The organism is Pseudomonas sp. Ant30-3 (assembly GCF_000690905.1).
GTDB lineage: Bacteria > Pseudomonadota > Gammaproteobacteria > Pseudomonadales > Pseudomonadaceae > Aquipseudomonas.
This window is the reverse complement of record NZ_JMCL01000025.1, coordinates 140,564-162,013: the sequence shown is the minus strand read 5'-3', so window position 1 is coordinate 162,013 and position 21,450 is coordinate 140,564. Positions and strand designations below refer to the sequence as shown.

Sequence of the window (21,450 nt, the reverse complement as noted above, 5' to 3'; positions counted from 1 at the left end):
TGGCGAGGGAGCTTGCTCCCGCTCGGCTGCGCAGCGGACGCAAGATTTTCAGGGCTGCTTTGCACCCCAGCGGGAGCAAGCTCCCTCGCCACATGGGGCCGGCCAGCGGTGAAGTCAGGCGCACGCCGCAAGTCCATCCCAGTTAACAGATTTAAGTTTTGGTTATATAAACATTCTTAAATAGTATTTTTAAGAATAACCGCGCTTATCTATATTGCTCTCACGCCGCAAGCAGTGCCGCCCACTGCCAGGCGATCTCTCAGTTGAAGGAGCAGCCCATGAGCGCATCCCTGCGTAGCGTTGACGGTCAAGACGAAGCCACCATTTTGCGTGAAATTCAGAGTGCTTTGCGCGATCTGCGCTTCGGCGCGGTGGAGATCACTGTGCATAACGCTCAGGTGGTGCAAATCGAGCGCAAGGAAAAATTCCGTCTGCAGAACCCGGGTGCCAAGCCGAGCTGAGGCAACCCCATTTCAGCCACCATAAAAAAAAGCTAATACACCCAGAATTCCAGGAGCTTTCACCATGTCGTCGATTCGTCATTTCGCTTTGGCTGCGCTGGCCAGTGCCTTCTTTGCGGGTTCTGCGGTTGCCAAGGATTACGAGTTGCTTAATGTGTCGTACGACCCGACACGCGAGCTGTATCAGGAATACAACGCTGAGTTCGTCAATTTCTGGAAGAAAGACCACGCCGGCGACAACGTGAAAATCCAGCAATCTCACGGTGGATCCGGCAAGCAGGGCCGGGCGGTGATTGATGGTTTGCGCGCCGACGTAGTGACTCTGGCGCTGGCCGGTGACATCGACGAGATCGCCAAGCTGGGCAAGACCCTGCCGACGGATTGGCAGAAGCGTCTGCCGCAAGCGAGCACGCCGTACACCTCGACCATCGTTTTCCTGGTGCGCAAGGGCAACCCGAAAGGCATCAAGGACTGGGGCGACCTGACCAAAAGCGGCGTCGAAGTGATTACACCGAACCCAAAAACCTCCGGTGGTGCGCGCTGGAATTTCCTCGCGGCGTGGGCCTACGGTCTGAAAGCCAACGGCGGCGACGAAGCCAAGGCCAAAGAATACGTTCAGACATTGTTCAAGCACGTTCCAGTGCTGGATACCGGCGCTCGCGGTTCGACCATCACCTTCGTCAACAACGGTCAGGGCGACGTGTTGCTGGCCTGGGAAAACGAAGCGTTCCTGGCTTTGAAAGAAGACGGCGGTGCGGACAAGTTCGACATCGTCGTGCCTTCACTGTCGATCCTCGCCGAGCCACCAGTGGCAGTGGTCGACAAGAACGCCGAGAAGAAAGGCAACGCCGAAATCGCCGAAGCGTACCTCAAGCACCTGTACAGCCCGGCCGGACAGGAAATCGCCGCGAAAAACTTCTATCGTCCACGGGACAAGGATGTGGCCGCCAAGTACGCCCAGCAGTTCCCGACACTGGAACTGGTGACCATCGACAAGGACTTCGGCGGCTGGAAGAGTGCTCAACCGAAATTTTTCAATGACGGTGGCGTGTTCGACCAGATCTATCAGGCGCAGTAATCTGACTCACCACGTGTGGTAGTGAGCCTTTGTGGCGAGGGGATTTATCCCCGTTGGGCTACGTAGTAGCTCCAAAATCGGCTATTGCGGAATGCCAGGCGCACCGCATGCGATGGTTTTGGGGCAGCTACGCCGCCCGACGGGGATAAATCCCCTCCCCACAGGGCCCGCTCCCACATTGATGCTTTCAGCGGATCGCGTTCTCAACCAAGGACTTTTATGTCGCGTCGTATCTCCCCCGTCATACCCGGCTTCGGGCTGACGCTGGGTTACACCTTGGTGTACCTCAGCCTGATTGTGCTCATACCGCTGGCGGCGATGTTCGTCCACGCCGCTCAACTTACCTGGGATCAGTTCTGGACGATCATCTCGGCGCCTCGCGTGCTGGCGGCGTTGAAGCTGAGCTTCGGAACCGCGCTGTGTGCCGCGATCATCAACGGCATTATCGGCACGCTGCTCGCCTGGGTGCTGGTGCGTTATACCTTCCCGGGGCGAAAAATCATCGATGCGATGATCGATTTGCCGTTCGCATTGCCCACGGCGGTGGCCGGTATCGCCCTGACCGCGCTGTACGCACCGAACGGCTGGGTGGGTCAATTCGCGGCCGACCTGGGTTTCAAGATCGCGTATACCCCCTTCGGCATCACGCTTGCGCTGACGTTCGTTACGCTGCCATTCGTGGTACGTACCGTACAGCCCGTACTGGCCGATATCCCCCGTGAAGTGGAAGAAGCGGCGGCGTGTCTGGGTGCGAAACCCTGGCAGGTTTTCCGCCATATTCTGGTGCCGGCGCTGCTGCCTGCCTGGTTGACCGGTTTCGCTTTGGCCTTTGCCCGTGGGGTCGGCGAGTACGGTTCGGTGATTTTCATTGCCGGCAACATGCCGATGAAAACCGAGATTCTGCCGCTGCTGATCATGGTCAAACTCGACCAGTACGATTACACCGGCGCTACTTCCATTGGCGTACTGATGCTGGTGGTTTCTTTCATTCTATTGCTGCTGATCAACTTGCTGCAGCGGCGCATCGAAACCCCCTAAGGAGGCGCAAACATGTCCCAATCGTCTATTGCGGCTGCTTCCTCGAACGCCTCACGCCGAGGCAGTGCCTCATCGCGTCGCCTGTTGATCGGTCTTAGCTGGCTGATTTTTGCGCTGTTTTTATTGTTGCCGTTGGTGATCGTCGTATCCCAGGGTTTGAAGATGGGGCTCGGCGCGTTCTTCACGGCGATCTTTGAGCCCGATGCACTTTCCGCGTTGAAGCTCACGGTGTTCGCCGTGCTGATTTCGGTGCCGCTGAACCTGGTGTTCGGTGTCAGCGCAGCCTGGTGTGTGAGCAAATATTCGTTCCGTGGCAAAAGTATCCTCGTCACCCTGATCGACCTGCCGTTCTCGGTCTCGCCGGTCATCGCCGGTCTGGTTTATGTGCTGATGTTCGGTGCGCAAGGTTTGTTCGGACCGTGGCTGCAAGATCACGACATCCAGATCGTCTTCGCCTTGCCGGGCATCGTGCTGGCGACGATTTTCGTCACCGTGCCATTTGTGGCGCGTGAGTTGATCCCGCTGATGCAGGAACAAGGCACCCAGGAAGAGGAGGCTGCGCGCCTGCTCGGTGCCAATGGCTGGCAGATGTTCTGGCACGTCACTGTTCCCAATATCAAATGGGGCCTGATCTACGGCGTGGTGCTGTGTACCGCGCGGGCGATGGGTGAGTTCGGTGCGGTGTCGGTGGTTTCCGGGCACATTCGCGGGGTGACCAACACCTTGCCGTTGCACGTCGAGATCCTCTACAACGAATACAACCACGTGGCCGCGTTCGCCGTGGCGAGCCTGTTGCTGATCATGGCGCTCTTCATCCTGCTGCTGAAGCAGTGGAGCGAAAACCGTATTAACCGCCTGCGCGCCAGCGCCGCGGAGGAATAATTCATGTCGATCGAAGTGCGTAACGTCAGCAAGAATTTCAACGCGTTCAAGGCGCTGGACAACATCAGCCTGGACATTCAGAGCGGCGAACTGGTCGCGCTGCTGGGCCCGTCGGGTTGCGGCAAGACCACGCTGCTGCGGATCATCGCCGGTCTGGAAACGCCGGATCAGGGCAGCATCGTCTTCCACGGCGAAGACGTTTCCGGCCACGACGTGCGTGATCGCAACGTCGGCTTCGTGTTCCAGCATTACGCGTTGTTCCGCCACATGACGGTGTTCGACAACGTCGCGTTCGGCCTGCGCATGAAGCCGAAAAACCAGCGCCCGAGCGAAAGCCAGATCGCCGGGAAAGTCCACGAACTGCTGAACATGGTGCAGCTGGACTGGCTGTCGGACCGTTACCCGGAGCAACTCTCCGGTGGTCAGCGCCAGCGTATCGCGCTGGCCCGTGCACTGGCGGTGGAGCCGAAGGTTTTGCTGCTTGATGAGCCGTTTGGTGCACTCGATGCCAAGGTCCGTAAAGAACTGCGCCGCTGGTTGGCGCGGCTGCACGAGGACATCAACCTGACCTCGGTGTTCGTGACCCACGACCAGGAAGAAGCCATGGAAGTCGCCGACCGTATCGTGGTGATGAACAAGGGCGTGATCGAGCAGATCGGCTCACCGGGCGAGGTCTACGAAAATCCGGCCAGCGATTTCGTTTATCACTTCCTTGGTGACTCGAACCGCCTGCATCTGGGGGAGGACAACCATGTACTGTTCCGCCCGCACGAAGTCTCGCTGTCGCGCCATGAACTGGAAGATCACCACGCGGCTGAAGTGCGCGATATTCGACCGCTGGGCGCGACCACCCGAGTGACGCTGAAGGTGGAAGGGCAGAGCGAGTTGATCGAAGCGGAAGTGGTAAAGGATCACGACAGCCTGACCGGGTTGGCGAAGGGTGAGACGTTGTTTTTCAAGCCAAAGGTCTGGCAGAAAGTGGCTAACATCTGATCTTGTAGGAGCCGGCTTGCTGGCGATTAACGATAACGCGGTGCACCAGTTACACCGCTATCGCCAGCAAGCCGGCTCCTACAGGATTTGTGTGGTTCACAAGTTCTCCTGTGGAAGCGACTGTTCGGCGCTCCGACTTGTTTGCGAAGGCGATCTACGCCGCGGCCCGGCGCGGATTAACCCGCACCCCACCCGCCCGCGCCTCGATCTGCTCCTTCAACTCACGCCGCAAACCCAGTAAAAACGCCAGCTCCGCCACCACAAACAACGGCCCGATAATCAACCCGGTCACGTCATCGACAAACGCCGGTTTGCGGCCTTCGTAGTGATGCCCGACAAACTGAATCGCCCAGCCCACCACAAACAGTCCGAGACCGCTCGCCAGCCACACCAGCGTGCTTTGCTGTGCGAGTACCTGGCCGGCCCAGACACACAGCCCCAACAATACGCTCATCAGCAGGCCAAGACGCAGCTCCAGCCGCAGGTAAAACCACGCTGACGCCAGCGCCACCAGCATGGCCGGCGACAGCCATCCTCCCATCCACTGCGGACGCGAGAGCAACACGGCCACGGCCACGACAATCAGCGGAATGCCGACAAAATGCGTGGCAATATTGCGCGGGTCGCGATGGTAGGCGGCGTATTGGCTGAGATGGTCAACGAGGCTTTTCATTGTTATTCCTCCTGTAGGGTGATGGATCATGCCCCGGGTGCAGATTTGGCTCTGTCAGCCAGGCGACAATCTCCAGGAGTTTTCATTTGGGCATGCAGCTCTGGCGTTCGCGCCTGATGGCGGGGCAGTGGTTTAGCCATTTGCCTGACTCTTTACAGGATAGTCTGCTCACGGCTGCGCGGGTCCGGCAGTTGGTGTCGGGTCAGCGACTGTTCCAGCGCGGTGACTCACCGTGTGGGCTGTACGCCGTACTTGAAGGTTCGGTGCGCATTGGCGCGGTGAGCGAGCAAGGCAAGGAGGCCTTGCTGAGTGTGGTTGAAGCGCCGCACTGGTTTGGCGAGATTTCCTTGTTCGACGGTCAGCCGCGAACTCATGATGCGTTCGCTGCGGGCCCATGCACCTTGCTGCATGTGCCGCAAAATGCACTGCTGGCGTTGCTGGATGAGCAGCCCGTTCACTGGCGGCAATTGGCACTGTTGATGAGCCAGAAACTGCGCCTGACCTTCATCAGTCTCGAACAACTGAGTTTGCGGCCAGCCTCGGCGCGATTAGCCCATCGACTGCTGATGATTGCGCAGGGTTACGGCGAAATCGATCCACCACGCCGCGTCCTGCAATTGCCCCAGGAGCAGCTGGCGTCGATGCTTTCGCTGTCGCGGCAGACGACTAACCAGATGCTCAACGATCTGCAGGCCCAAGGCATCGTTCATCTCAAGTACGGCGAGATAGAAATCGTGGATGCCGAGCGGTTGAGGGTACTGGCGACATCCTGACCGCCGACGCCGAACCTACGATCCGCGATAAGTCGAGAACCCATAAGGGCTCAGCAGCAGCGGAATGTGGTAGTGCTGATCCGTCTGCTTCACTTCAAAAATCACCGGAATTTCCGGAAAGAATGTCTCGTGTTTAGTCTTCTTGAAATACTCGCCGGTCTTGAACACCACGCGATATTCCCCGGCTTCAAAGGCCTGTTTGGCCGGGAACAATTCGGCGATGCGCCCCTGTTCGTTGGTAGTGCCTTCAGCCAGCGGTTGCCAGTTCTGACCGACGTGTTTTTCCAGGGTCACGTTGATGCCCGGTGAAGGCAAACCGTTTTCCAGATTGAGCACGTGCACGCTCAAAGGGTTGCCGGCCGCGAGGGCCAGCGTCGACAAGCTGCTAAGGCCAATGGCGGCCAGGGTCATGCGCAGGGTTTTCATGGTGCAACTCCTCAGATGGATTTTTTGATCGACAGGCCGACGGTGTCAGCTGCTTTGATGGCGCAATTTTCGTCCTGCTCGGCACCGCCGGAGCCGGCGACGCCGAGCGCGCCGACCAGTTCATCGCCGGCAAACAACGGCACGCCGCCGCCCAGCAACAGCAATTCGTCGAGGGTGTTGAGGTTGGCGGCTTCCGGGTTGTTGCGAGCGCGTTCGGCAAACAGACGGGTCGGGGTTTTCGTCGACAGCGCGGTGTAAGCCGTGCGTTGGCTGGCGGCGGTGTTGTGCGAACCGATGCCGTCGGCACGCAGGGTCACCAACAGATTGCCGCCGCGATCGAGCACTGAGACGGTTCCGGTGCAATTGGCCAGGGTGGCGTCGGCCAGCAATCTGGCGGTGCGCAGATCAAGGTCGGCGTGGCGAGGCAATTCGGCAGCGGCAAACGCGCTACCGGTGAGGCCGAGTGCAAGGCTTGTGACGAGGGTTTTGAACAGCATGGCCAGGCTCCGTAAGTCGAGGTGGCCACCTTACCCAGCCATTCCCGTCAGAACCCCGTCAGCAGGATTACAAGTTTGTAATGGGCAACGGGGCCGAAGACGCCTAGCCTGTACGTCTGAATAATCGAGGTGTGCCATGCGTTTGCTGGTCGTTGAAGATGAAGCCAAAACCGCGAACTTCCTGGCCAAGGGCCTGGGCGAGTCGGGTTTTGCCGTGGACGTGGCGCTGAATGGACTCGATGGGCGTTACTTTATCGAGCAGCAGGAATATGACCTGATCATTCTTGATGTAATGCTGCCAGGCTTGAACGGCTGGCAATTGCTGCAGCTGATTCGCCAGCGCGGAGCGACGCCGGTGCTGTTTTTGACAGCCAAGGATGCCATCGAAGACCGCGTTCGTGGCCTCGAACTCGGCGCCGACGATTATTTGCTCAAGCCGTTCGCCTTCGCCGAATTGCTCGCGCGCGTGCGCACCTTGCTGCGGCGTGGGCCGATGCGCGAAGCCGAGTCGTACAGCATCGCCGACCTCGAAATTGACGTCTTGCGCCGCCGGGTCAGTCGCGGCGGGCAACGCATCAACCTGACCAACAAAGAATTCACCCTGCTGCAATTGCTCGCCAGTCGCCAGGGTGAAGTGCTGTCGCGCACGCTGATTGCCTCGCAGGTGTGGAACCTGAATTTCGACAGCGACACCAACATGGTCGAAGTTGCAGTGCGCCGCCTGCGCTCCAAGGTCGACGATCCCTACATGCCGAAGCTGATCCATACCGTGCGCGGCGTCGGCTATCAACTGGAAGCACCGGACGATGCGCTCTAATTCCATCGCCTTCAGGCTGGCGCTGGCGTTCGCCGCCGTTTGTGCGTTGGTACTGAGCGTGATCGGGGTTTTCCTCTACCGTTCGCTGGCCTCGGAAATCGCCTATCGCGACGACCTCGCGTTACTCGGTCGCCTGGAGCAAGTGCGCGCGCTGCTCGCCGACAGTGACAGCCTTGGCGCCTTGCAGGCGCGGCCGCGTTTGTACCAGAACATGCTCGGCAATCAGGACAGTTTGTTGCGTGTAACGCGGGCCGATGGCTCTACCGTCATTGGCATCAACCCGCGTCAGCAGAAGCTTCCGGCCCTGGACGCGATTGCCCCCGAGCGGGCGCCACAACGCAGCGACGTCATCACCTGGCAAGCGCCGGACGGTGCGGCGGTGGCGTTGCTGTCCGGGCAGGCCCGAGGCCCCAGCGGCGAGGCATTGACGGTGGTCGCTGGCAAGGTATTGAGCGAGCGTGAGCAGATGCTCGCCAGTTACCGGATGCAGCTTTATCTGGCGGTCAGCCTGGGCGCATTGCTGGCCTTCGCATTGGGCCTGATGCTGTTGCGCCGCGGCTTGCGACCGCTACGGCAGCTGAGTGAAGCGGTGCGTGGCATCGATTTGCGCAGTCTTGATCAACGGCTGCCGGCGGCCGGCATTCCGGCGGAACTGCACGAGCCGGTACACGCCTTGAACGGCATGCTGACCCGGCTCGATGATGGCTTTCAACGGCTGTCGCAATTCTCGGCCGACCTCGCGCATGAAATCCGCACGCCGCTGCACAACTTGCTCGGCAGCAATGGCCTGGCGCTGAATCAACCGCGCAGCGCGGCGGAATATCAGGAAGTGCTCGCCTCCAACATGGAAGAGTTCGAACGACTCAAACGCATGGCGGAAAACCTGATGTTCCTCGCCCGCGCCGAACAGGCCGAACGCGCGCTTGATGTGCGCGTGCTGGACCTGGCCAGCGTCGGCGATGAACTCTGCGATTACTTTGAAGCGCTGGCTGATGATCGGGATATTGGTTTGCAAAACGCCCTGTCCGGTGAATTGCTGGCGGATCAGATGTTGCTGCAGCGCGCGCTTGGCAACTTGTTGGCCAACGCAGTAAGACACGCCGATGCTGGCTCCGTCATTACGTTGCAGCGGCGCGATGACTCGGGGATGTGTTGGCTGGAGGTGCACAACGTCGGCCCGATCATTGCGCCGCAGCATCTGGGCAAAGTGTTTGACCGGTTTTACCGGGTCGATCCTTCGCGGGCAGAACCAGGTGATTCAGGCGGTTTGGGGTTGGCGATCGTGAGTTCGATCATGGGGTTGCATGGCGGGCGGGTGCGGGTGAGCAGTGATCAGACCGGCACGGTGTTCGGGTTGGGTTTTGTCTTGGATTGACGGGCCTCATCGCCAGCAGGCTGGCTCCCACAGGGATCTCCATCGAGTGCATAGTTTGGGTTTACTGAAGTTCAAATGTGGCAGCTAGCTCCCACACTGATCAGCCTGTCTGTATCCGACCGAGATCCCTGTGGGAGCTAGCCTGCTAGCGATGGGGCAGATCAGGCACTAGATCTCTATGATCAATCACCGCAACCCATCCCGAAACTGCCCCGGTGTCATCCCCGTCCAGCGCTTGAACGCGCGGTTGAAACTGCTGGTATCGGCAAACCCGAGCAGATAACTGATTTCGCTCAACGAGCATTGCAGATCACGCAAATGCACCAGCGCGAGATTCTCGCGGCTTTCATTGAGCAACGTATCGAAGCGGCAACCTTCGTCCGCCAGATGCCGTTGCAGGCTGCGCAAGCTCAGGTGCAAAGTCTGGGCAATGTGCTCGGCGCTTGGTTCGCCTTCCGGCAATTGCTCTTCAATTGCGTCGCGCACCTTGCGTTCCCAGGTCAACGGCTTGAGCTGGGCCAGCGTGCGTTTCAGCACGGCTTCGTTGTGTTCTGCCAGTTCCGGATTGGCGTCGTCCAGATGGCTCTCGAAGTCCGTCAGCGAGAATTCCAGGCAGTCTTCCTCGGCCGCAAAAAACACTGGCGAGCGGAAGACTTTGTGCCATTGGTGCGCATCGACGGGTTCCGGGCGGCGTAAATACACCGCCAGCGGTGCATAGTCGCGACCGAGGCGATTGCGGCAGGTGCGCACGTAGATTGCGCTGAACGCGTCAATCGCCTCGAACGCCGGTGCCGGATTACCAGCCGGGATTTTCAGGTGAAAACGGTAGCGGTCGTCGCCGCGCGTCAGCTCCAGTTCCAAGGCATCGCTGACCACCTGGTGATAACGCACGATGCGCTCAAACACTTCGCGCAGGCTGGCGCTGGCAACCAGTGCATAACCAAGCGCGTGAAAGGTGGTGGGACTGACGAAACGCGACACGCGCAAGCCAATTGCCGGATCGCCACTGACCTTCACCGCGATTTCCCACAAACGCGTGGTGCCCGACAACGGATAACGGGCGTTAGGGTCGTCCATCAATTGCGGGTCGAGCCCCGCCTGGTGGCACAGGTCGGTGCTGTCGAGGCCCAGCGCATCGAGTTGCTTGCGCAAGGCACGGGTCCAGCTGGCGAGGGAGGTCGGTTCAGTCATACTGATTGGCGCTTCCGGTCAACAGGTTGGCGTTCACGGCTACCACGGTTTGCCGGTTCACACGGCAGGATGCAAACACCTATAACCAGAGGATGGAAGCATGGACGGTACTTCTGCAAGTCCCCAGCGACTGAATGCAGCACAGCGATCTGCGCATATTCGCGAAGTGGTGCTGGCCAAAGGCGTGGAATTGCGTCAGCGCTACCCGGTTCTCAATCATCAGGATGCGATCGGCGCGGGCATTCTAGCTTTCGCGCTGGCCGGCATGATTGCTTCGGCGATGCTCTACATCAACGGTTCCATGGCGTGGTGGATGTGCCTGTTGCTCAACGCGTTCTTCGCCTCGCTGACCCACGAGCTGGAACACGATCTGATTCACAGCATGTACTTTAGAAAGCAGCGCGTGCCGCACAATTTGATGATGGGCCTGGTCTGGCTGGCGCGGCCAAGCACGATCAACCCGTGGATTCGCCGGCACCTGCACCTCAACCATCACAAATTCTCCGGCACTGAAGCGGACATGGAAGAGCGCGCCATCACCAATGGCGAGCCTTGGGGATTTGCGCGATTGTTGATGGTCGGCGACAACCTGATGTCGGCGTTCATCCGCATGCTGCGGGCGAAAACCTGGGCGCACAAGCTCAGCATCTGCAAACGCGTACTGAAGGTTTATGCGCCGCTGGCGTTGCTGCATTGGGGCGCATGGTATGTGTTCCTCGGGTTCCACGCGGCCAACGGTGTCGCCTGGTTACTGGGTGTTCCGATTGACTGGTCGGCTAGCGCACTGTCCGTCATGCTGGTGATCGATATTGCTGTTGTCGTGATCATCGGGCCGAACGTGTTGCGCACTTTTTGCCTGCACTTTGTCAGTTCGAACATGCACTACTACGGCGACGTCGAGCCGGGCAACGTGATCCAGCAGACCCAGGTGCTGAACCCGTGGTGGATGTGGCCGTTGCAGGCGTTCTGCTTCAATTTTGGCAGCAGCCATGGGATTCATCATTTTGTGGTGAAAGAGCCGTTTTATATTCGCCAGATGACCGTGCCGGTAGCGCATAAGGTAATGCGCGAGATGGGCGTGCGGTTTAATGATTTCGGCACGTTTGGACGGGCGAATCGGTTTGTGCAGCAGGACGTTCCTGTTACCCGGAAGATGCCAGTCGCCTCTGGTTGATGAACATAGAAAGGATGCTCAAGGGTTTCGTCATCAATCTGACCCAAACAGCCTTTACGTTGAATGCCAGCGTTGGACGCTTAAGGCGCTGCAGTGTCGATTGTTTATGCCATCGTAATCTATTAATCGAATTAAATATTCCTTTAAAGGATATCGATTGGTATGCGATTGTCGCTTCAGATTGATCACACGAAACATTGAGTTTTCCGGGGCCGTCTCCTTGGCAGGGTGCGGTCCTTTTTTTATTCTGCTTTCCAATCCCCATCACAACCCCTGTAGGAGCTGGCTTGCCAGCGATGGCGGGTGCCTGGACACCCGATGAGAGTCAGTGGAGACGCTATCGCTGGCAAGCCAGCTCCGACAGTTTTTGCAGCTGCTTATATTCTTTATGGGTCTTAATAAATAGCTTCTTATTCCTTAGAGGATATAACTCTCGTCTTTATACTCGGCCAGGAACAGACACGCAGCAGGAGAGCTCCCCATGCGCAACGAATCAATTCGCTACCTGATTGTGCCGGGCTGGCAAGGATCGGCGGAGGATCATTGGCAAAGCCATTGGCACAACAATCTGCCGAACAGCGCACGGGTTGAGCAGGACGACTGGCTGACACCGCGACGTGAAGACTGGGTCGCCGCGCTCGCCGAAGCCATTGCTGCCGACAGCACCCCGGTGATCCTGATCGCCCATAGCCTGGGCTGCATCACCGTAGCGCATTGGGCCGCGAGTGCGCCTGCGCAGTTTTTGCGGCAGGTGCGTGGTGCGCTGCTGGTCGCGCCGGCGGACGTCGAACGCCCGGCGTGCGCGCCGGCCCTGCGCAACTTCGCGCCAATCCCGAGCGATCTTTTGCCTTTCCCCAGCCAGGTCGTCAGCGCCGACAACGACAGTGCCGTCAGTGCGCCACGTGCGCTGGAGTTGGCGCGTAACTGGGGCGCTGAAGCGGCAATTCTCACGGGCGCCGGGCACATCAATGTGAAGTCTGGGCATCAGCGTTGGGAGCAAGGTTTCGCCTATCTCTATCGTCTGCAACATCGCATGGAACATCACGCCCTGCGTCGCGCTTGAGCATCATTTTTTTCTAGACGCCCCCGTCTGCCGGCGGTTTTGGGCGGGAGCCTGCCATGAATTTTGAAGCCTTCGGTCAGCCACTGCTGACCTTTCCCGATGCAGAAAAAAGCCCGCTGAGCATTCGCGCCAAAGCATTGGTTTTCGTCGATCCGCGCTCGCGGCAATTGCGCCAGCAGCTTGAGCAACTGGCACTGCGCTCGATTTCGGTGTTGATCCGCGGCGAAACCGGCACCGGTAAAGAGTTGCTGGCGCGGCACATTCATCGTGCGAGTGATCGCGGCGGGCTGTTCGTTTCAGTCAATTGCGGCGCGATCAGCCCGACGTATGCCAACGCCGAATTGTTCGGCTACGCGGCTGGCAGTCACAGCGGATCGGCCAGCAGTCGGGCGGGCTGGTTTGGTTCGGCCAACGGCGGCACGTTGTACCTGGATGAAATCGGCGATTTGCCGCTGCCGATTCAGATTAAATTGCTCGCGGCCCTGGAGAATCACGAAGTCACCCGCGTAGGTGCCCCTCAACCTAGCCCGGTGGACGTGCGTCTGGTTGCCGCCACCAGTATCGACCTGGCGCAAGCGGTCGCCGCCGGGAAATTCCATGAGCGCCTTTATCACTACCTCAAAGAAGGCCAGCTCGAATTGCCGGCATTGCGCGAGCGTGTCGGCGATATCCTGTCGCTGTCCGAATATTTTCTCGGCATCTATAGCCAGCGCCTCGCTCTACCGGTGCCGTTGATCAGCCATGCGGCGCAGCAGGTACTTGAGCAGCACAGCTGGCCGGGCAATACGCGAGAGCTGGAAAACGTGATTCATTTTGCGTTGCTGGTGAGTACCGGGGACGAGATCCTGCCGGCACATTTGAATCTGCCTGAGCCTCTGGCCTCGCGGCTGCAAATCGAACAGCAGGTTGCCCAAATAATCAAAAATGGCACCCCAACCGAGCGATCCGAATTGAAGCATTTGCTGGAAAGGCTAACGCAAAATCTGTAGCAGCTGCCGAAGGCTGCGTCCGAGTGCGAAGCGCTCGTAACCTGAACGCTGCGCTTTTGCACAGAACTCTAATGTCCTTTTTGCGACTGCTGCGCAGTCGAACGCAGCCTTCGGCAGCTGCTACGACGGAATCTCTCGCTGTTTGAGCAGAATGGAAACGCAGTCTTCGGCAGCTGCTACAACACTAGCGCTCGCTGTATGAACAAAATGGAATATGAAAGTGAATAAAAGATATTGTTGCGGAATAAAAAATCCCGGTATTGTCCGCGTCACGCCAGCGATAGCACTTCACTGGCACTCGTACTAAACAAGCCGTCGTCGATGACGACCGTGATATTCGATAAGGACACTGCATGAAAAAGGTTCTGTTGTTCACCGCATTGGCGGCTGCCCTGACTGCGGGTCTGGCTAATGCTGGCGAAAAACTGGTGGTTGCGGCGACTCCGGTTCCGCACGCCGAGATTCTCGAACTGATCAAACCAGCCCTCGCCAAAGAAGGCGTGGACCTGGAAATCAAAGTGTTCACCGATTACGTTCAGCCGAACGTGCAGGTTGATCAGAAGCGTCTGGACGCCAACTACTTCCAGACTCTGCCGTACCTGAAAAGCTTCAACGAAGGCAAAGGCACCAATCTGGTGACCGTGATCGGCGTTCACGTAGAACCCTTCGGCGGCTACTCGAAAAAGGTCAAGTCCCTGGCTGAGCTGAAAGACGGCGCGACCATTGCCATCCCGAACGAAGGCAGCAACAGTGGCCGTGCGTTGATCCTGCTGCAGAAGGCTGGCCTGATCGAATTGAAAGATCCGAAAAACGCCCTGGCCACGCCAAAAGACATCGCCAAGAACCCGCGTAACTTCAAGTTCAAGGAACTGGAATCCGCCATGCTCCCGCGTGTTCTGGATCAAGTCGACCTGGACATGATCAACACCAACTACGCGCTGGAAGCGGGCCTGAACCCGGCTAAAGACGCGCTGATCATCGAAGGCGCCGACTCGCCTTACGTGAACTTCCTGGTGGCGCGTCCGGACAACAAGGACAGCGCTGCGATTCAGAAACTGGCCAAAGCCTTGACCAGCCCTGAAGTGAAAGCTTTCATCGAGAAGAAGTACAGCGGCGCGGTATTGCCGGCGTTCTGATTGGCGAAGTAACGCTCCAAAAAAACGCCGACGGCTAGCAATAGCGTCGGCGTTTTTATTGTGTGCATCCAAAGCAAAAGATCGCAGCCTCCGGCAGCTCCTACACAGGTAGTGATTTTTTCTTGGGAGCTCAGATCCTGCCCTTCAACGCTCTGCGCAATGCTATCAACCACTTCACGATATCCTGCGGGTCCAACCGCTGAGGCACTTTTACATCAGCCATTTTCTCTTCCTTGCGAGGATTTGACCGGGTAAGTCTGGGCAAAAACGGCGCGTCCTAGGAGGGGTTGTACGAAAAAAGGAGTCTTCCTACAACGAAAGGGAAAATAGTTGTCGTCCTTCGACTTGGTGACGCACCCCCTCAGTCCGGCCAATACCACGCGGGCTCGTCCAGCAGCCGTTGGCCAACCAGTCCGGTCTGGCCGAGGGTTTTTTCCAGCACGATGCAATTGCACTCCGGGTCTTCCTGCAAAGCAGAGATCAAACGTCGTGCATGCGATACCACCCACACCTGACATTGCTCGGACGCGCGAATGATCAACCGCGCCAAGGCCGGTAACAGGTCAGGGTGCAGGCTGGTTTCCGGCTCGTTCAGCACCATCAACGACGGTGGGCGAGGCGTCAGCAATGCTGCGACCAACAGCAAATAACGCAACGTGCCGTCCGACAGTTCGGCTGCCGACAAGGGCCGCAGCAAACCCTCCTGATGAAATTCGATGGCGAATCGTCCGCCCTGCAAGGTGGCGATGTTCAGTCTTGCCCCGGGGAAGGCATCGCTGATCGCCAGTTGCAAGGCTTCGGGATCACCGATTTCGCGGATGGTTTGCAGCGCGGCAGCCAGGTCTCGTCCGTCGTGATGCAGCACCGGAGTGCGCGTGCCCAGTTGCGGTTGCCGCACCGGTGCATCGGCGTCGCTGCGAAAGTGATCGTAAAACCGCCAGCGACGAATGAACTCGCGCAGTTGCATGACTTCCGGTGATGTCTGGAAGCTGCCGACCTGATCGAACAGGCTGTCGAAAATCGGTGTGTGTTGCGCCAGCACTTCCCAACTGCGGCCTTCACGCGCACGGATCATTGGGCCATTGCGCTCGACCAGCAGACTGGCGGGGCGGTAAAACGGGCCGCTCCAGATGCATTCCTTTTTTATTTCCGGGTCCAGCGAAAAGGCCGAATGGCTGGGCTCTGGCAATCCAAGGGCGATTGCGTAGCTGAAATCCTCACCCGCAAACCCCAGTCGCAGGCGTTTGACGCCGTGGCGAACGGTGGCCTCGATCGGTACTTCACCATTACGCATGCGCCGGGTGATGTTTTCCGGCCCGGCCCAAAACGTTGAATCCAGCCCGCCTTCACGGGCCAGCGCATTAACCACACCGCCCTGAGCGGTTTCCGCCAGCAGGCGCAGCGCGCGATAGAGATTGGATTTGCCGCTGCCATTGGGGCCGGTAATCAGATTCAATCGGCCCAGCGGAATCACCAATTTGTTGATCGAGCGGTAATTGGCTACCGCGAGCGTTTTGAGCATGAGAAGCTTCCTTGTAAATGGGTCGTCAGGCTCGTTCTCACAGAGTGCTAAGCAAACCTGTGCGCCTGTTGAACCCTGTTCTAAGCTCACAGTCGTATCGTCACTGGCACGTCCGTACAACGCAAAGGAGTTTGCATGGCTGGTCCCCGATTGAAAACAGTGGTTGGCCTGAGCCTGCTGACGTTGCTTACCGCGTGTGGTGATAAACCGCAGGTCGAAAAGGACCGTCCGCGGGTGTTCGTGCAAGCCGTCAAATCCACTGATTATGCCGCTTCAGTGACCCTCACCGGCGATGTCCAGGCGCGGGTCCAGACTGAACTGTCGTTTCGCGTGGGCGGCAAGATCATTCAGCGCATGGTTGATGTGGGCGATCGCGTGACGGCCAAACAGGTGCTGGCTAAACTTGATCCCAAGGACCTGCAGACCAACGTCAACTCTGCGCAAGCACAAGTCGCCGCCGAACAGGCGCGGGTCAAGCAGACCGCTGCAGCTTTTGTACGCCAGGAAAAACTCTTGCCCAAGGGCTACACCAGCAAAAGCGAATACGACTCCGCTCAAGCCGCGTTGCGCAGCAGCCAAAGTGCGCTGGCGGCGGCCCAGGCGCAACTGGCCAACGCCCGCGATCAGTTGAGCTACACCGCGCTGATCGCCGACGCGCCAGGCGTGATCACGGCGCGTCAGGCTGAAGTCGGCCAGGTGGTGCAGGCCACGGTGCCGATTTTCAGCCTGGCCCGGGACGGTGAGCGCGACGCCGTGTTCAACATCTATGAATCGCTGTTGAGCGAAGCCCCTTCTGATAAGACGGTGGAGGTCAGCCTGCTGGAGAACCCATCGATCAAAACCACCGGCACCGTTCGGGAAATCACCCCCGCGGTGTCAGCGCAGACCGGCACCGTGCAAGTCAAAGTCACCCTTGATCATTTGCCACAAGGCATGCAACTCGGTTCGGTGGTCAGCGCCACCGCCAAGACACCGGGCAAATCGGCGGTTGAGCTGCCGTGGTCGGCGCTGACCAAAAATCTCAGCGATCCGGCCGTGTGGCTGGTGGATGCCGAAGGCAAGGCGCAGTTGCATACAGTCACTGTCGGCCGTTATCTGACCGGCCACGTGGTCATCAGCGAGGGCCTCAAGGGCGGCGAGAAAGTTGTGATCGCCGGCGGCCAGTTGTTGCACCCGGGCGTGAAGGTGGAAATCGCCGAAAACACTTATAAGGATCTTGTCGAAGGAGCTCAGCCATGAAGCGTCTGTGGCTGGTGGTCGCCGCTGTCATGCTCGCGGCCTGCTCGAAAGAGGAAGCGCCCCCGGAGCCGGTGCGCCCGGTATTGTCGATCAAGGTCGAGGCCTTGAACGAAGAAACCCTTGGCCGTTTCGCCGGCAGCATTCAGGCGCGTTATGAAAGCAATCTGGGCTTTCGTGTGCCGGGGCGCATCGCCAGTCGCAACGTCGACGTGGGCGCTGAAGTCGAGAAGGGCGCATTGCTCGCGACCCTTGATCCCACCGATCAGCAGAACCAGTTGCGTTCGGCCCAAGGCGATCTCGCCCGCATCCAGGCACAGCTCATCAACGCCCAGGCCAACGCGCGACGCCAGCAGGAGTTGTTCAATCGCGGGGTTGGCGCGCAGGCGCAACTGGACATCGCCCAGACTGATCTGAAAACAACTCAGGCCTCCCTCGATCAGGCGAAAGCGGCTGTCGACCAGGCCAAAGACCAACTCGGTTACGTCGAATTGCGCACCGATCAGAAATCCATCGTCACCGCGTGGAATGCCGAAGCCGGGCAAGTGGTGACGGCCGGCCAGCAGGTCGTGACCCTGGCACAACCGGACATCAAGGAAGCAGTGATCGACCTGCCTGACACCCTGGTTGAGCAGTTGCCCACGGACGTGGTGTTTCAGGTCGCCGCGCAACTCGACCCGAGCATCACCACTACGGCCATCGTTCGCGAAATCGAACCCCAGGCACAAAGCGCCACCCGCACCCGGCGCGCGCGCCTGACGCTGACCGACACGCCGCCAGGCTTTCGTCTGGGCACAGCGATCAGCGTGACCCTCAGCTCGACGATCAAACCGCGTATCGAACTGCCGATCAGCGTGCTGCAGGAAGTCGACGGCAAGACGCGCATCTGGGTCGTCGATCCGCAAACGCAGACCGTTTCCCCACGGGACGTCAGCCTTGTCAGCCGCACTGACAGCAGCGTTGTGTTGACCAACAGCGTGAAGACCGGCGAGCGCGTTGTCAGTGCTGGCGTGAACAGCCTCAAACCTGGCCAGAAAGTGAAAATCGACGAGGAAAGCCCGCAATGAAAGGGAGTTTCAATTTATCTGAATGGGCTCTCAAGCATCAGTCGTTTGTCTGGTATCTGATGTTCGTTGCGCTGCTGATGGGCGTGTTCTCGTACATGAACCTTGGTCGCGAGGAAGACCCGTCGTTCACCATCAAAACCATGGTGATCCAGACCCGCTGGCCCGGTGCGACGCAGGAAGAAACCCTCAAGCAGGTGACTGACCGCATCGAGAAAAAGCTCGAGGAGCTCGACTCCCTCGATTACGTCAAAAGCTACACCCGCCCCGGCGAATCGACGGTGTTCGTGTACCTGCGCGACACCACCAGCGCCGAGGACATCCCGGACATCTGGTATCAGGTGCGCAAGAAGATCAACGACATTCGCGGGGACTTCCCACAAGGCCTGCAAGGGCCGGGATTCAACGACGAATTTGGTGATGTGTTCGGCTCGGTCTACGCCTTCACCGCCGATGGTTTGTCGATGCGTCAGTTGCGCGACTACGTCGAGCAGGTGCGCGCCGAGATCCGCGAAGTGCCGGGGCTCGGCAAGGTCGAAATGGTTGGCGAGCAGGATGAAGTCCTCTACCTGAATTTCTCCACGCGCAAACTGGCCGCACTGGGTATCGATCAAGGCCAGGTGGTGCAGAGCCTGCAATCGCAAAACGCCGTGACCCCGGCGGGCGTGATCGAGGCCGGTCCGGAGCGGATTTCCGTGCGCACCACGGGGCAATTCAAATCCGAGAAAGACCTGGCCAACGTCAACCTGCGGCTCAACGACCGCTTCTATCGCCTCGCGGATGTCGCCGAAATCAGTCGCGGTTACGTCGACCCGTCGACCCCGGAATTCCGCTTCAATGGCCAGCCCGGCATAGGCCTGGCGATTGCGATGAAGAAGGGCGGCAACATTCAGGAATTCGGCAAGGCGCTGCACCTGCGCATGGATGAACTGACCGCCGACTTGCCGGTGGGCGTCGGTGTGCACAAGGTGTCGGACCAGGCAGAAGTGGTAGAAGAAGCCGTTGGCGGTTTCACCAGCGCATTGTTCGAAGCGGTGGTGATTGTGCTGATCGTCAGCTTTATCAGCCTCGGCGTGCGAGCCGGGCTGGTGGTGGCGTGTTCGATCCCGCTGGTGCTGGCGATGGTGTTTGTGTTCATGGAATACAGCGGCATCACCATGCAGCGGATTTCCCTCGGCGCGCTGATCATCGCCCTCGGCCTGTTGGTGGACGACGCGATGATCACGGTCGAGATGATGGTCACACGCCTGGAAATGGGCGAGACCAAAGAACAGGCAGCGACGTTTGCCTACACCTCGACCGCGTTCCCGATGCTCACCGGCACGCTGGTGACGGTGGCCGGTTTCGTGCCGATTGGTCTCAACGCCAGCTCGGCGGGCGAGTACACCTTCACGCTGTTCGCGGTGATTGCCGTGGCGATGCTGGTGTCGTGGGTTGTCGCGGTGCTGTTCGCGCCCGTGATCGGCGTGCACATCCTCAGCGCCAAGGTGAAACCGCATAACGCCGAGCCGGGACGCATCGGCCGCGCCTTCAACGGCGGCATGCTCTGGGCGATGCGTAATCGCTGGTGGGCGATCGGCATCACCATCGCGCTGTTCGCCGCCTCGGTGTTCTCCATGCAATTCGTGCAGAACCAGTTCTTCCCGTCCTCGGACCGCCCGGAAATTCTGGTCGATCTAAACCTGCCGCAAAACGCCTCGATCGCCGAAACCCGCAAGGCTGTCGACAAGCTGGAAGAATCGCTCAAGGGTGACCCGGACATCGTGCGCTGGAGCACCTACATCGGCGAAGGGGCAATCCGTTTCTACCTGCCGCTCGACCAGCAATTGCAGAACCCGTACTACGCGCAACTGGTCATCGTCAGCAAAGGCCTGGAATCGCGAGCGGCCCTGAGCGCGCGCCTGAACGAACGTTTGCGCAAAGAGTTCGTCGGCATCGGCAGCTACGTGCAAGCGTTGGAAATGGGCCCGCCAGTGGGGCGGCCGATTCAGTATCGGGTCAGCGGCAAAGACATCGATCAGGTGCGCAAACACGCGATCGAGCTGGCCACTGAACTGGACAAGAACTCGCACATCGGCGAGATCATCTACGACTGGAACGAGCCCGGTAAAGTCCTGCGCATCGACATTGCACAAGACCGGGCGCGGCAATTGGGGTTGTCTTCGGAAGACGTGGCCAACCTGATGAACAGCATCGTGGTGGGGGCGCCGGTGACTCAGGTCAACGACGATATCTACTTGATCAACGTGGTCGGGCGGGCGGTCGACGCAGAGCGCGGCACGCCGGAAACCTTGCAGAACCTGCAGATCGTCACGCCGGGCGGCACGTCGATTCCGCTGCTCGCCTTCGCCACGGTGCGCTATGAACTCGAGCAGCCGCTGGTGTGGCGCCGCGACCGCAAGCCGACCATTACCATCAAGGCGGCAGTGCGCGACGAGATTCAGCCGACCGATCTGGTCAAGCAACTGAAGCCTGCCATCGACAAGTTCGCCGAAGGTTTGCCAGTCGGTTACAAGGTCGCTACCGGCGGGACGGTCGAGGAAAGCGGCAAGGCCCAAGGGCCGATCGCCAAGGTCGTGCCGTTGATGCTGTTTCTGATGGCGACCTTCCTGATGATCCAGTTGCACAGCGTGCAGAAGATGTTCCTGGTGGCCAGTGTCGCGCCGCTTGGCTTGATCGGCGTGGTGTTGGCGCTGATCCCGACGGGCACGCCGATGGGCTTCGTGGCCATCCTGGGGATTCTCGCACTGATCGGCATCATCATCCGCAACTCGGTGATTCTGGTGACGCAAATCGATGCCTACGAGAAAGACGGCTACGCGCCATGGGACGCCGTGTTGCAAGCCACCGAACATCGCCGTCGACCGATCTTGCTGACTGCGGCCGCCGCGAGCCTGGGGATGATTCCGATCGCCCGGGAAGTGTTCTGGGGGCCGATGGCCTACGCGATGATTGGCGGGATCATTATCGCGACGTTGCTGACGCTGCTGTTTTTGCCGGCGCTGTACGTGGCCTGGTACAAGATTCGCGAGCCGAAGAAAGAGGCCTCGACTCCGGCTTGA

20 protein-coding genes are annotated in these 21,450 nt (G+C 59.2%); 15 read left to right on the top strand and 5 right to left on the bottom strand.

Annotation, left to right across the window (positions count from 1 at the left end):
• The first annotated feature begins 278 nt into the window (after positions 1 to 278).
• The 5 genes from oscA to DU29_RS0106780 all read left to right on the top strand — a co-directional run bounded on the left by oscA (position 279) and on the right by DU29_RS0106780 (position 4,452).
• Positions 279 to 461: a sulfur starvation response protein OscA gene (oscA, locus tag DU29_RS0106800; protein WP_028621060.1), complete on the top strand. Its 183-nt coding sequence runs from the start codon at positions 279 to 281 to the stop codon at positions 459 to 461.
• A 64-nt stretch (positions 462 to 525) separates the two neighbouring features.
• Entirely contained in the window at positions 526 to 1,539 is a 1,014-nt protein-coding gene (locus DU29_RS0106795) for a sulfate ABC transporter substrate-binding protein (RefSeq protein ID WP_028621059.1), read from the top strand.
• A gap of 219 nt (positions 1,540 to 1,758) precedes the next feature.
• Positions 1,759 to 2,577, top strand: a complete 819-nt coding sequence (gene cysT / locus DU29_RS0106790; protein WP_028621058.1) for a sulfate ABC transporter permease subunit CysT — start codon at positions 1,759 to 1,761, stop codon at positions 2,575 to 2,577.
• Positions 2,578 to 2,589: 12 nt separating this feature from the next.
• A complete protein-coding gene (gene cysW, locus DU29_RS0106785) occupies positions 2,590 to 3,459 on the top strand; it encodes a sulfate ABC transporter permease subunit CysW (RefSeq protein WP_028621057.1) in 870 nt (289 codons plus the stop codon).
• Positions 3,460 to 3,462: 3 nt separating this feature from the next.
• On the top strand, positions 3,463 to 4,452 hold the full coding sequence (locus DU29_RS0106780; protein WP_028621056.1) for a sulfate/molybdate ABC transporter ATP-binding protein: 990 nt from the start codon (positions 3,463 to 3,465) through the stop codon (positions 4,450 to 4,452).
• Between the two features lie 154 nt (positions 4,453 to 4,606).
• Here DU29_RS0106780 and DU29_RS0106775 read toward each other — a convergent pair whose 3' ends face one another.
• Positions 4,607 to 5,125, bottom strand: a complete 519-nt coding sequence (locus tag DU29_RS0106775; RefSeq protein WP_028621055.1) for an Mpo1 family 2-hydroxy fatty acid dioxygenase — start codon at positions 5,123 to 5,125, stop codon at positions 4,607 to 4,609.
• Positions 5,126 to 5,211: 86 nt separating this feature from the next.
• Here DU29_RS0106775 and DU29_RS0106770 point away from each other — a divergent pair, with 86 nt between their 5' ends.
• Complete coding sequence (locus DU29_RS0106770) at positions 5,212 to 5,898, top strand: Crp/Fnr family transcriptional regulator (protein ID WP_028621054.1); 687 nt, start codon at positions 5,212 to 5,214, stop codon at positions 5,896 to 5,898.
• A gap of 15 nt (positions 5,899 to 5,913) precedes the next feature.
• On the opposite strand, the gene uraH is transcribed toward DU29_RS0106770, so the two are convergent.
• Together uraH and DU29_RS0106760 are read right to left on the bottom strand one after the other, a co-directional pair.
• Complete coding sequence (gene uraH / locus DU29_RS0106765) at positions 5,914 to 6,324, bottom strand: hydroxyisourate hydrolase (protein WP_028621053.1); 411 nt, start codon at positions 6,322 to 6,324, stop codon at positions 5,914 to 5,916.
• Positions 6,325 to 6,335: 11 nt separating this feature from the next.
• Entirely contained in the window at positions 6,336 to 6,821 is a 486-nt protein-coding gene (locus DU29_RS0106760; RefSeq protein WP_028621052.1) for a GlcG/HbpS family heme-binding protein, read from the bottom strand.
• 136 nt (positions 6,822 to 6,957) lie between these two features.
• On the opposite strand from DU29_RS0106760, the gene DU29_RS0106755 reads away from it, so the two are divergent.
• Positions 6,958 to 7,638 (top strand): heavy metal response regulator transcription factor, encoded by a 681-nt coding sequence (locus DU29_RS0106755; protein ID WP_028621051.1) that lies wholly within the window; start codon positions 6,958 to 6,960, stop codon positions 7,636 to 7,638.
• Positions 7,628 to 9,013 (top strand): heavy metal sensor histidine kinase, encoded by a 1,386-nt coding sequence (locus DU29_RS0106750; RefSeq protein ID WP_028621050.1) that lies wholly within the window; start codon positions 7,628 to 7,630, stop codon positions 9,011 to 9,013. The genes DU29_RS0106755 and DU29_RS0106750 overlap by 11 nt, the downstream gene beginning before the upstream one ends.
• Positions 9,014 to 9,199: 186 nt before the next feature.
• Here DU29_RS0106750 and DU29_RS0106745 read toward each other — a convergent pair whose 3' ends face one another.
• Positions 9,200 to 10,204: an AraC family transcriptional regulator gene (locus DU29_RS0106745; protein ID WP_028621049.1), complete on the bottom strand. Its 1,005-nt coding sequence runs from the start codon at positions 10,202 to 10,204 to the stop codon at positions 9,200 to 9,202.
• 100 nt (positions 10,205 to 10,304) lie between these two features.
• On the opposite strand from DU29_RS0106745, the gene DU29_RS0106740 reads away from it, so the two are divergent.
• The 4 genes from DU29_RS0106740 to DU29_RS0106725 all read left to right on the top strand — a co-directional run bounded on the left by DU29_RS0106740 (position 10,305) and on the right by DU29_RS0106725 (position 14,566).
• The gene (locus tag DU29_RS0106740) at positions 10,305 to 11,378 is read left to right on the top strand and encodes a fatty acid desaturase (protein ID WP_028621048.1); all 1,074 of its coding nucleotides are present in this window, start codon (positions 10,305 to 10,307) and stop codon (positions 11,376 to 11,378) included.
• A gap of 481 nt (positions 11,379 to 11,859) precedes the next feature.
• Complete coding sequence (locus tag DU29_RS0106735; protein ID WP_028621047.1) at positions 11,860 to 12,441, top strand: alpha/beta hydrolase; 582 nt, start codon at positions 11,860 to 11,862, stop codon at positions 12,439 to 12,441.
• A gap of 56 nt (positions 12,442 to 12,497) precedes the next feature.
• Complete coding sequence (locus DU29_RS0106730) at positions 12,498 to 13,430, top strand: sigma 54-interacting transcriptional regulator (RefSeq protein WP_028621046.1); 933 nt, start codon at positions 12,498 to 12,500, stop codon at positions 13,428 to 13,430.
• A gap of 353 nt (positions 13,431 to 13,783) precedes the next feature.
• Positions 13,784 to 14,566, top strand: coding sequence for a MetQ/NlpA family ABC transporter substrate-binding protein (locus DU29_RS0106725; RefSeq protein WP_028621045.1), 783 nt, complete (start codon positions 13,784 to 13,786; stop codon positions 14,564 to 14,566).
• A gap of 361 nt (positions 14,567 to 14,927) precedes the next feature.
• Here DU29_RS0106725 and DU29_RS0106715 read toward each other — a convergent pair whose 3' ends face one another.
• Complete coding sequence (locus DU29_RS0106715; RefSeq protein WP_028621044.1) at positions 14,928 to 16,088, bottom strand: AAA family ATPase; 1,161 nt, start codon at positions 16,086 to 16,088, stop codon at positions 14,928 to 14,930.
• A 135-nt stretch (positions 16,089 to 16,223) separates the two neighbouring features.
• On the opposite strand from DU29_RS0106715, the gene DU29_RS0106710 reads away from it, so the two are divergent.
• From DU29_RS0106710 to DU29_RS0106700, 3 genes are read left to right on the top strand one after another with little or no spacing between them, the layout of a single operon-like run.
• Positions 16,224 to 17,327 carry an efflux RND transporter periplasmic adaptor subunit gene (locus DU29_RS0106710; RefSeq protein ID WP_028621043.1) on the top strand — a complete coding sequence of 368 codons (1,104 nt, stop codon included), beginning with the start codon at positions 16,224 to 16,226 and terminating at the stop codon, positions 17,325 to 17,327.
• Positions 17,324 to 18,391, top strand: coding sequence for an efflux RND transporter periplasmic adaptor subunit (locus tag DU29_RS0106705; RefSeq protein WP_028621042.1), 1,068 nt, complete (start codon positions 17,324 to 17,326; stop codon positions 18,389 to 18,391). Before DU29_RS0106710 ends, DU29_RS0106705 begins: the two co-directional genes overlap by 4 nt.
• Entirely contained in the window at positions 18,388 to 21,450 is a 3,063-nt protein-coding gene (locus tag DU29_RS0106700) for an efflux RND transporter permease subunit (protein ID WP_028621041.1), read from the top strand. The genes DU29_RS0106705 and DU29_RS0106700 overlap by 4 nt, the downstream gene beginning before the upstream one ends.

What these genes read in the sequence shown, in the direction of transcription:
- oscA (WP_028621060.1), top strand. Translation starts at nt 279, where the DNA reads ATGAGCGCATCCCTGCGTAGCGTTGACGGTCAAGACGAAGCCACCATT.
- DU29_RS0106795 (WP_028621059.1), top strand. Translation starts at nt 526, where the DNA reads ATGTCGTCGATTCGTCATTTCGCTTTGGCTGCGCTGGCCAGTGCCTTC.
- cysT (WP_028621058.1), top strand. Translation starts at nt 1,759, where the DNA reads ATGTCGCGTCGTATCTCCCCCGTCATACCCGGCTTCGGGCTGACGCTG.
- cysW (WP_028621057.1), top strand. Translation starts at nt 2,590, where the DNA reads ATGTCCCAATCGTCTATTGCGGCTGCTTCCTCGAACGCCTCACGCCGA.
- DU29_RS0106780 (WP_028621056.1), top strand. Translation starts at nt 3,463, where the DNA reads ATGTCGATCGAAGTGCGTAACGTCAGCAAGAATTTCAACGCGTTCAAG.
- DU29_RS0106775 (WP_028621055.1), bottom strand. Translation starts at nt 5,125, where the DNA reads ATGAAAAGCCTCGTTGACCATCTCAGCCAATACGCCGCCTACCATCGC.
- uraH (WP_028621053.1), bottom strand. Translation starts at nt 6,324, where the DNA reads ATGAAAACCCTGCGCATGACCCTGGCCGCCATTGGCCTTAGCAGCTTG.
- DU29_RS0106760 (WP_028621052.1), bottom strand. Translation starts at nt 6,821, where the DNA reads ATGCTGTTCAAAACCCTCGTCACAAGCCTTGCACTCGGCCTCACCGGT.
- DU29_RS0106755 (WP_028621051.1), top strand. Translation starts at nt 6,958, where the DNA reads ATGCGTTTGCTGGTCGTTGAAGATGAAGCCAAAACCGCGAACTTCCTG.
- DU29_RS0106750 (WP_028621050.1), top strand. Translation starts at nt 7,628, where the DNA reads ATGCGCTCTAATTCCATCGCCTTCAGGCTGGCGCTGGCGTTCGCCGCC.
- DU29_RS0106745 (WP_028621049.1), bottom strand. Translation starts at nt 10,204, where the DNA reads ATGACTGAACCGACCTCCCTCGCCAGCTGGACCCGTGCCTTGCGCAAG.
- DU29_RS0106740 (WP_028621048.1), top strand. Translation starts at nt 10,305, where the DNA reads ATGGACGGTACTTCTGCAAGTCCCCAGCGACTGAATGCAGCACAGCGA.
- DU29_RS0106735 (WP_028621047.1), top strand. Translation starts at nt 11,860, where the DNA reads ATGCGCAACGAATCAATTCGCTACCTGATTGTGCCGGGCTGGCAAGGA.
- DU29_RS0106730 (WP_028621046.1), top strand. Translation starts at nt 12,498, where the DNA reads ATGAATTTTGAAGCCTTCGGTCAGCCACTGCTGACCTTTCCCGATGCA.
- DU29_RS0106725 (WP_028621045.1), top strand. Translation starts at nt 13,784, where the DNA reads ATGAAAAAGGTTCTGTTGTTCACCGCATTGGCGGCTGCCCTGACTGCG.
- DU29_RS0106715 (WP_028621044.1), bottom strand. Translation starts at nt 16,088, where the DNA reads ATGCTCAAAACGCTCGCGGTAGCCAATTACCGCTCGATCAACAAATTG.
- DU29_RS0106710 (WP_028621043.1), top strand. Translation starts at nt 16,224, where the DNA reads ATGGCTGGTCCCCGATTGAAAACAGTGGTTGGCCTGAGCCTGCTGACG.
- DU29_RS0106705 (WP_028621042.1), top strand. Translation starts at nt 17,324, where the DNA reads ATGAAGCGTCTGTGGCTGGTGGTCGCCGCTGTCATGCTCGCGGCCTGC.
- DU29_RS0106700 (WP_028621041.1), top strand. Translation starts at nt 18,388, where the DNA reads ATGAAAGGGAGTTTCAATTTATCTGAATGGGCTCTCAAGCATCAGTCG.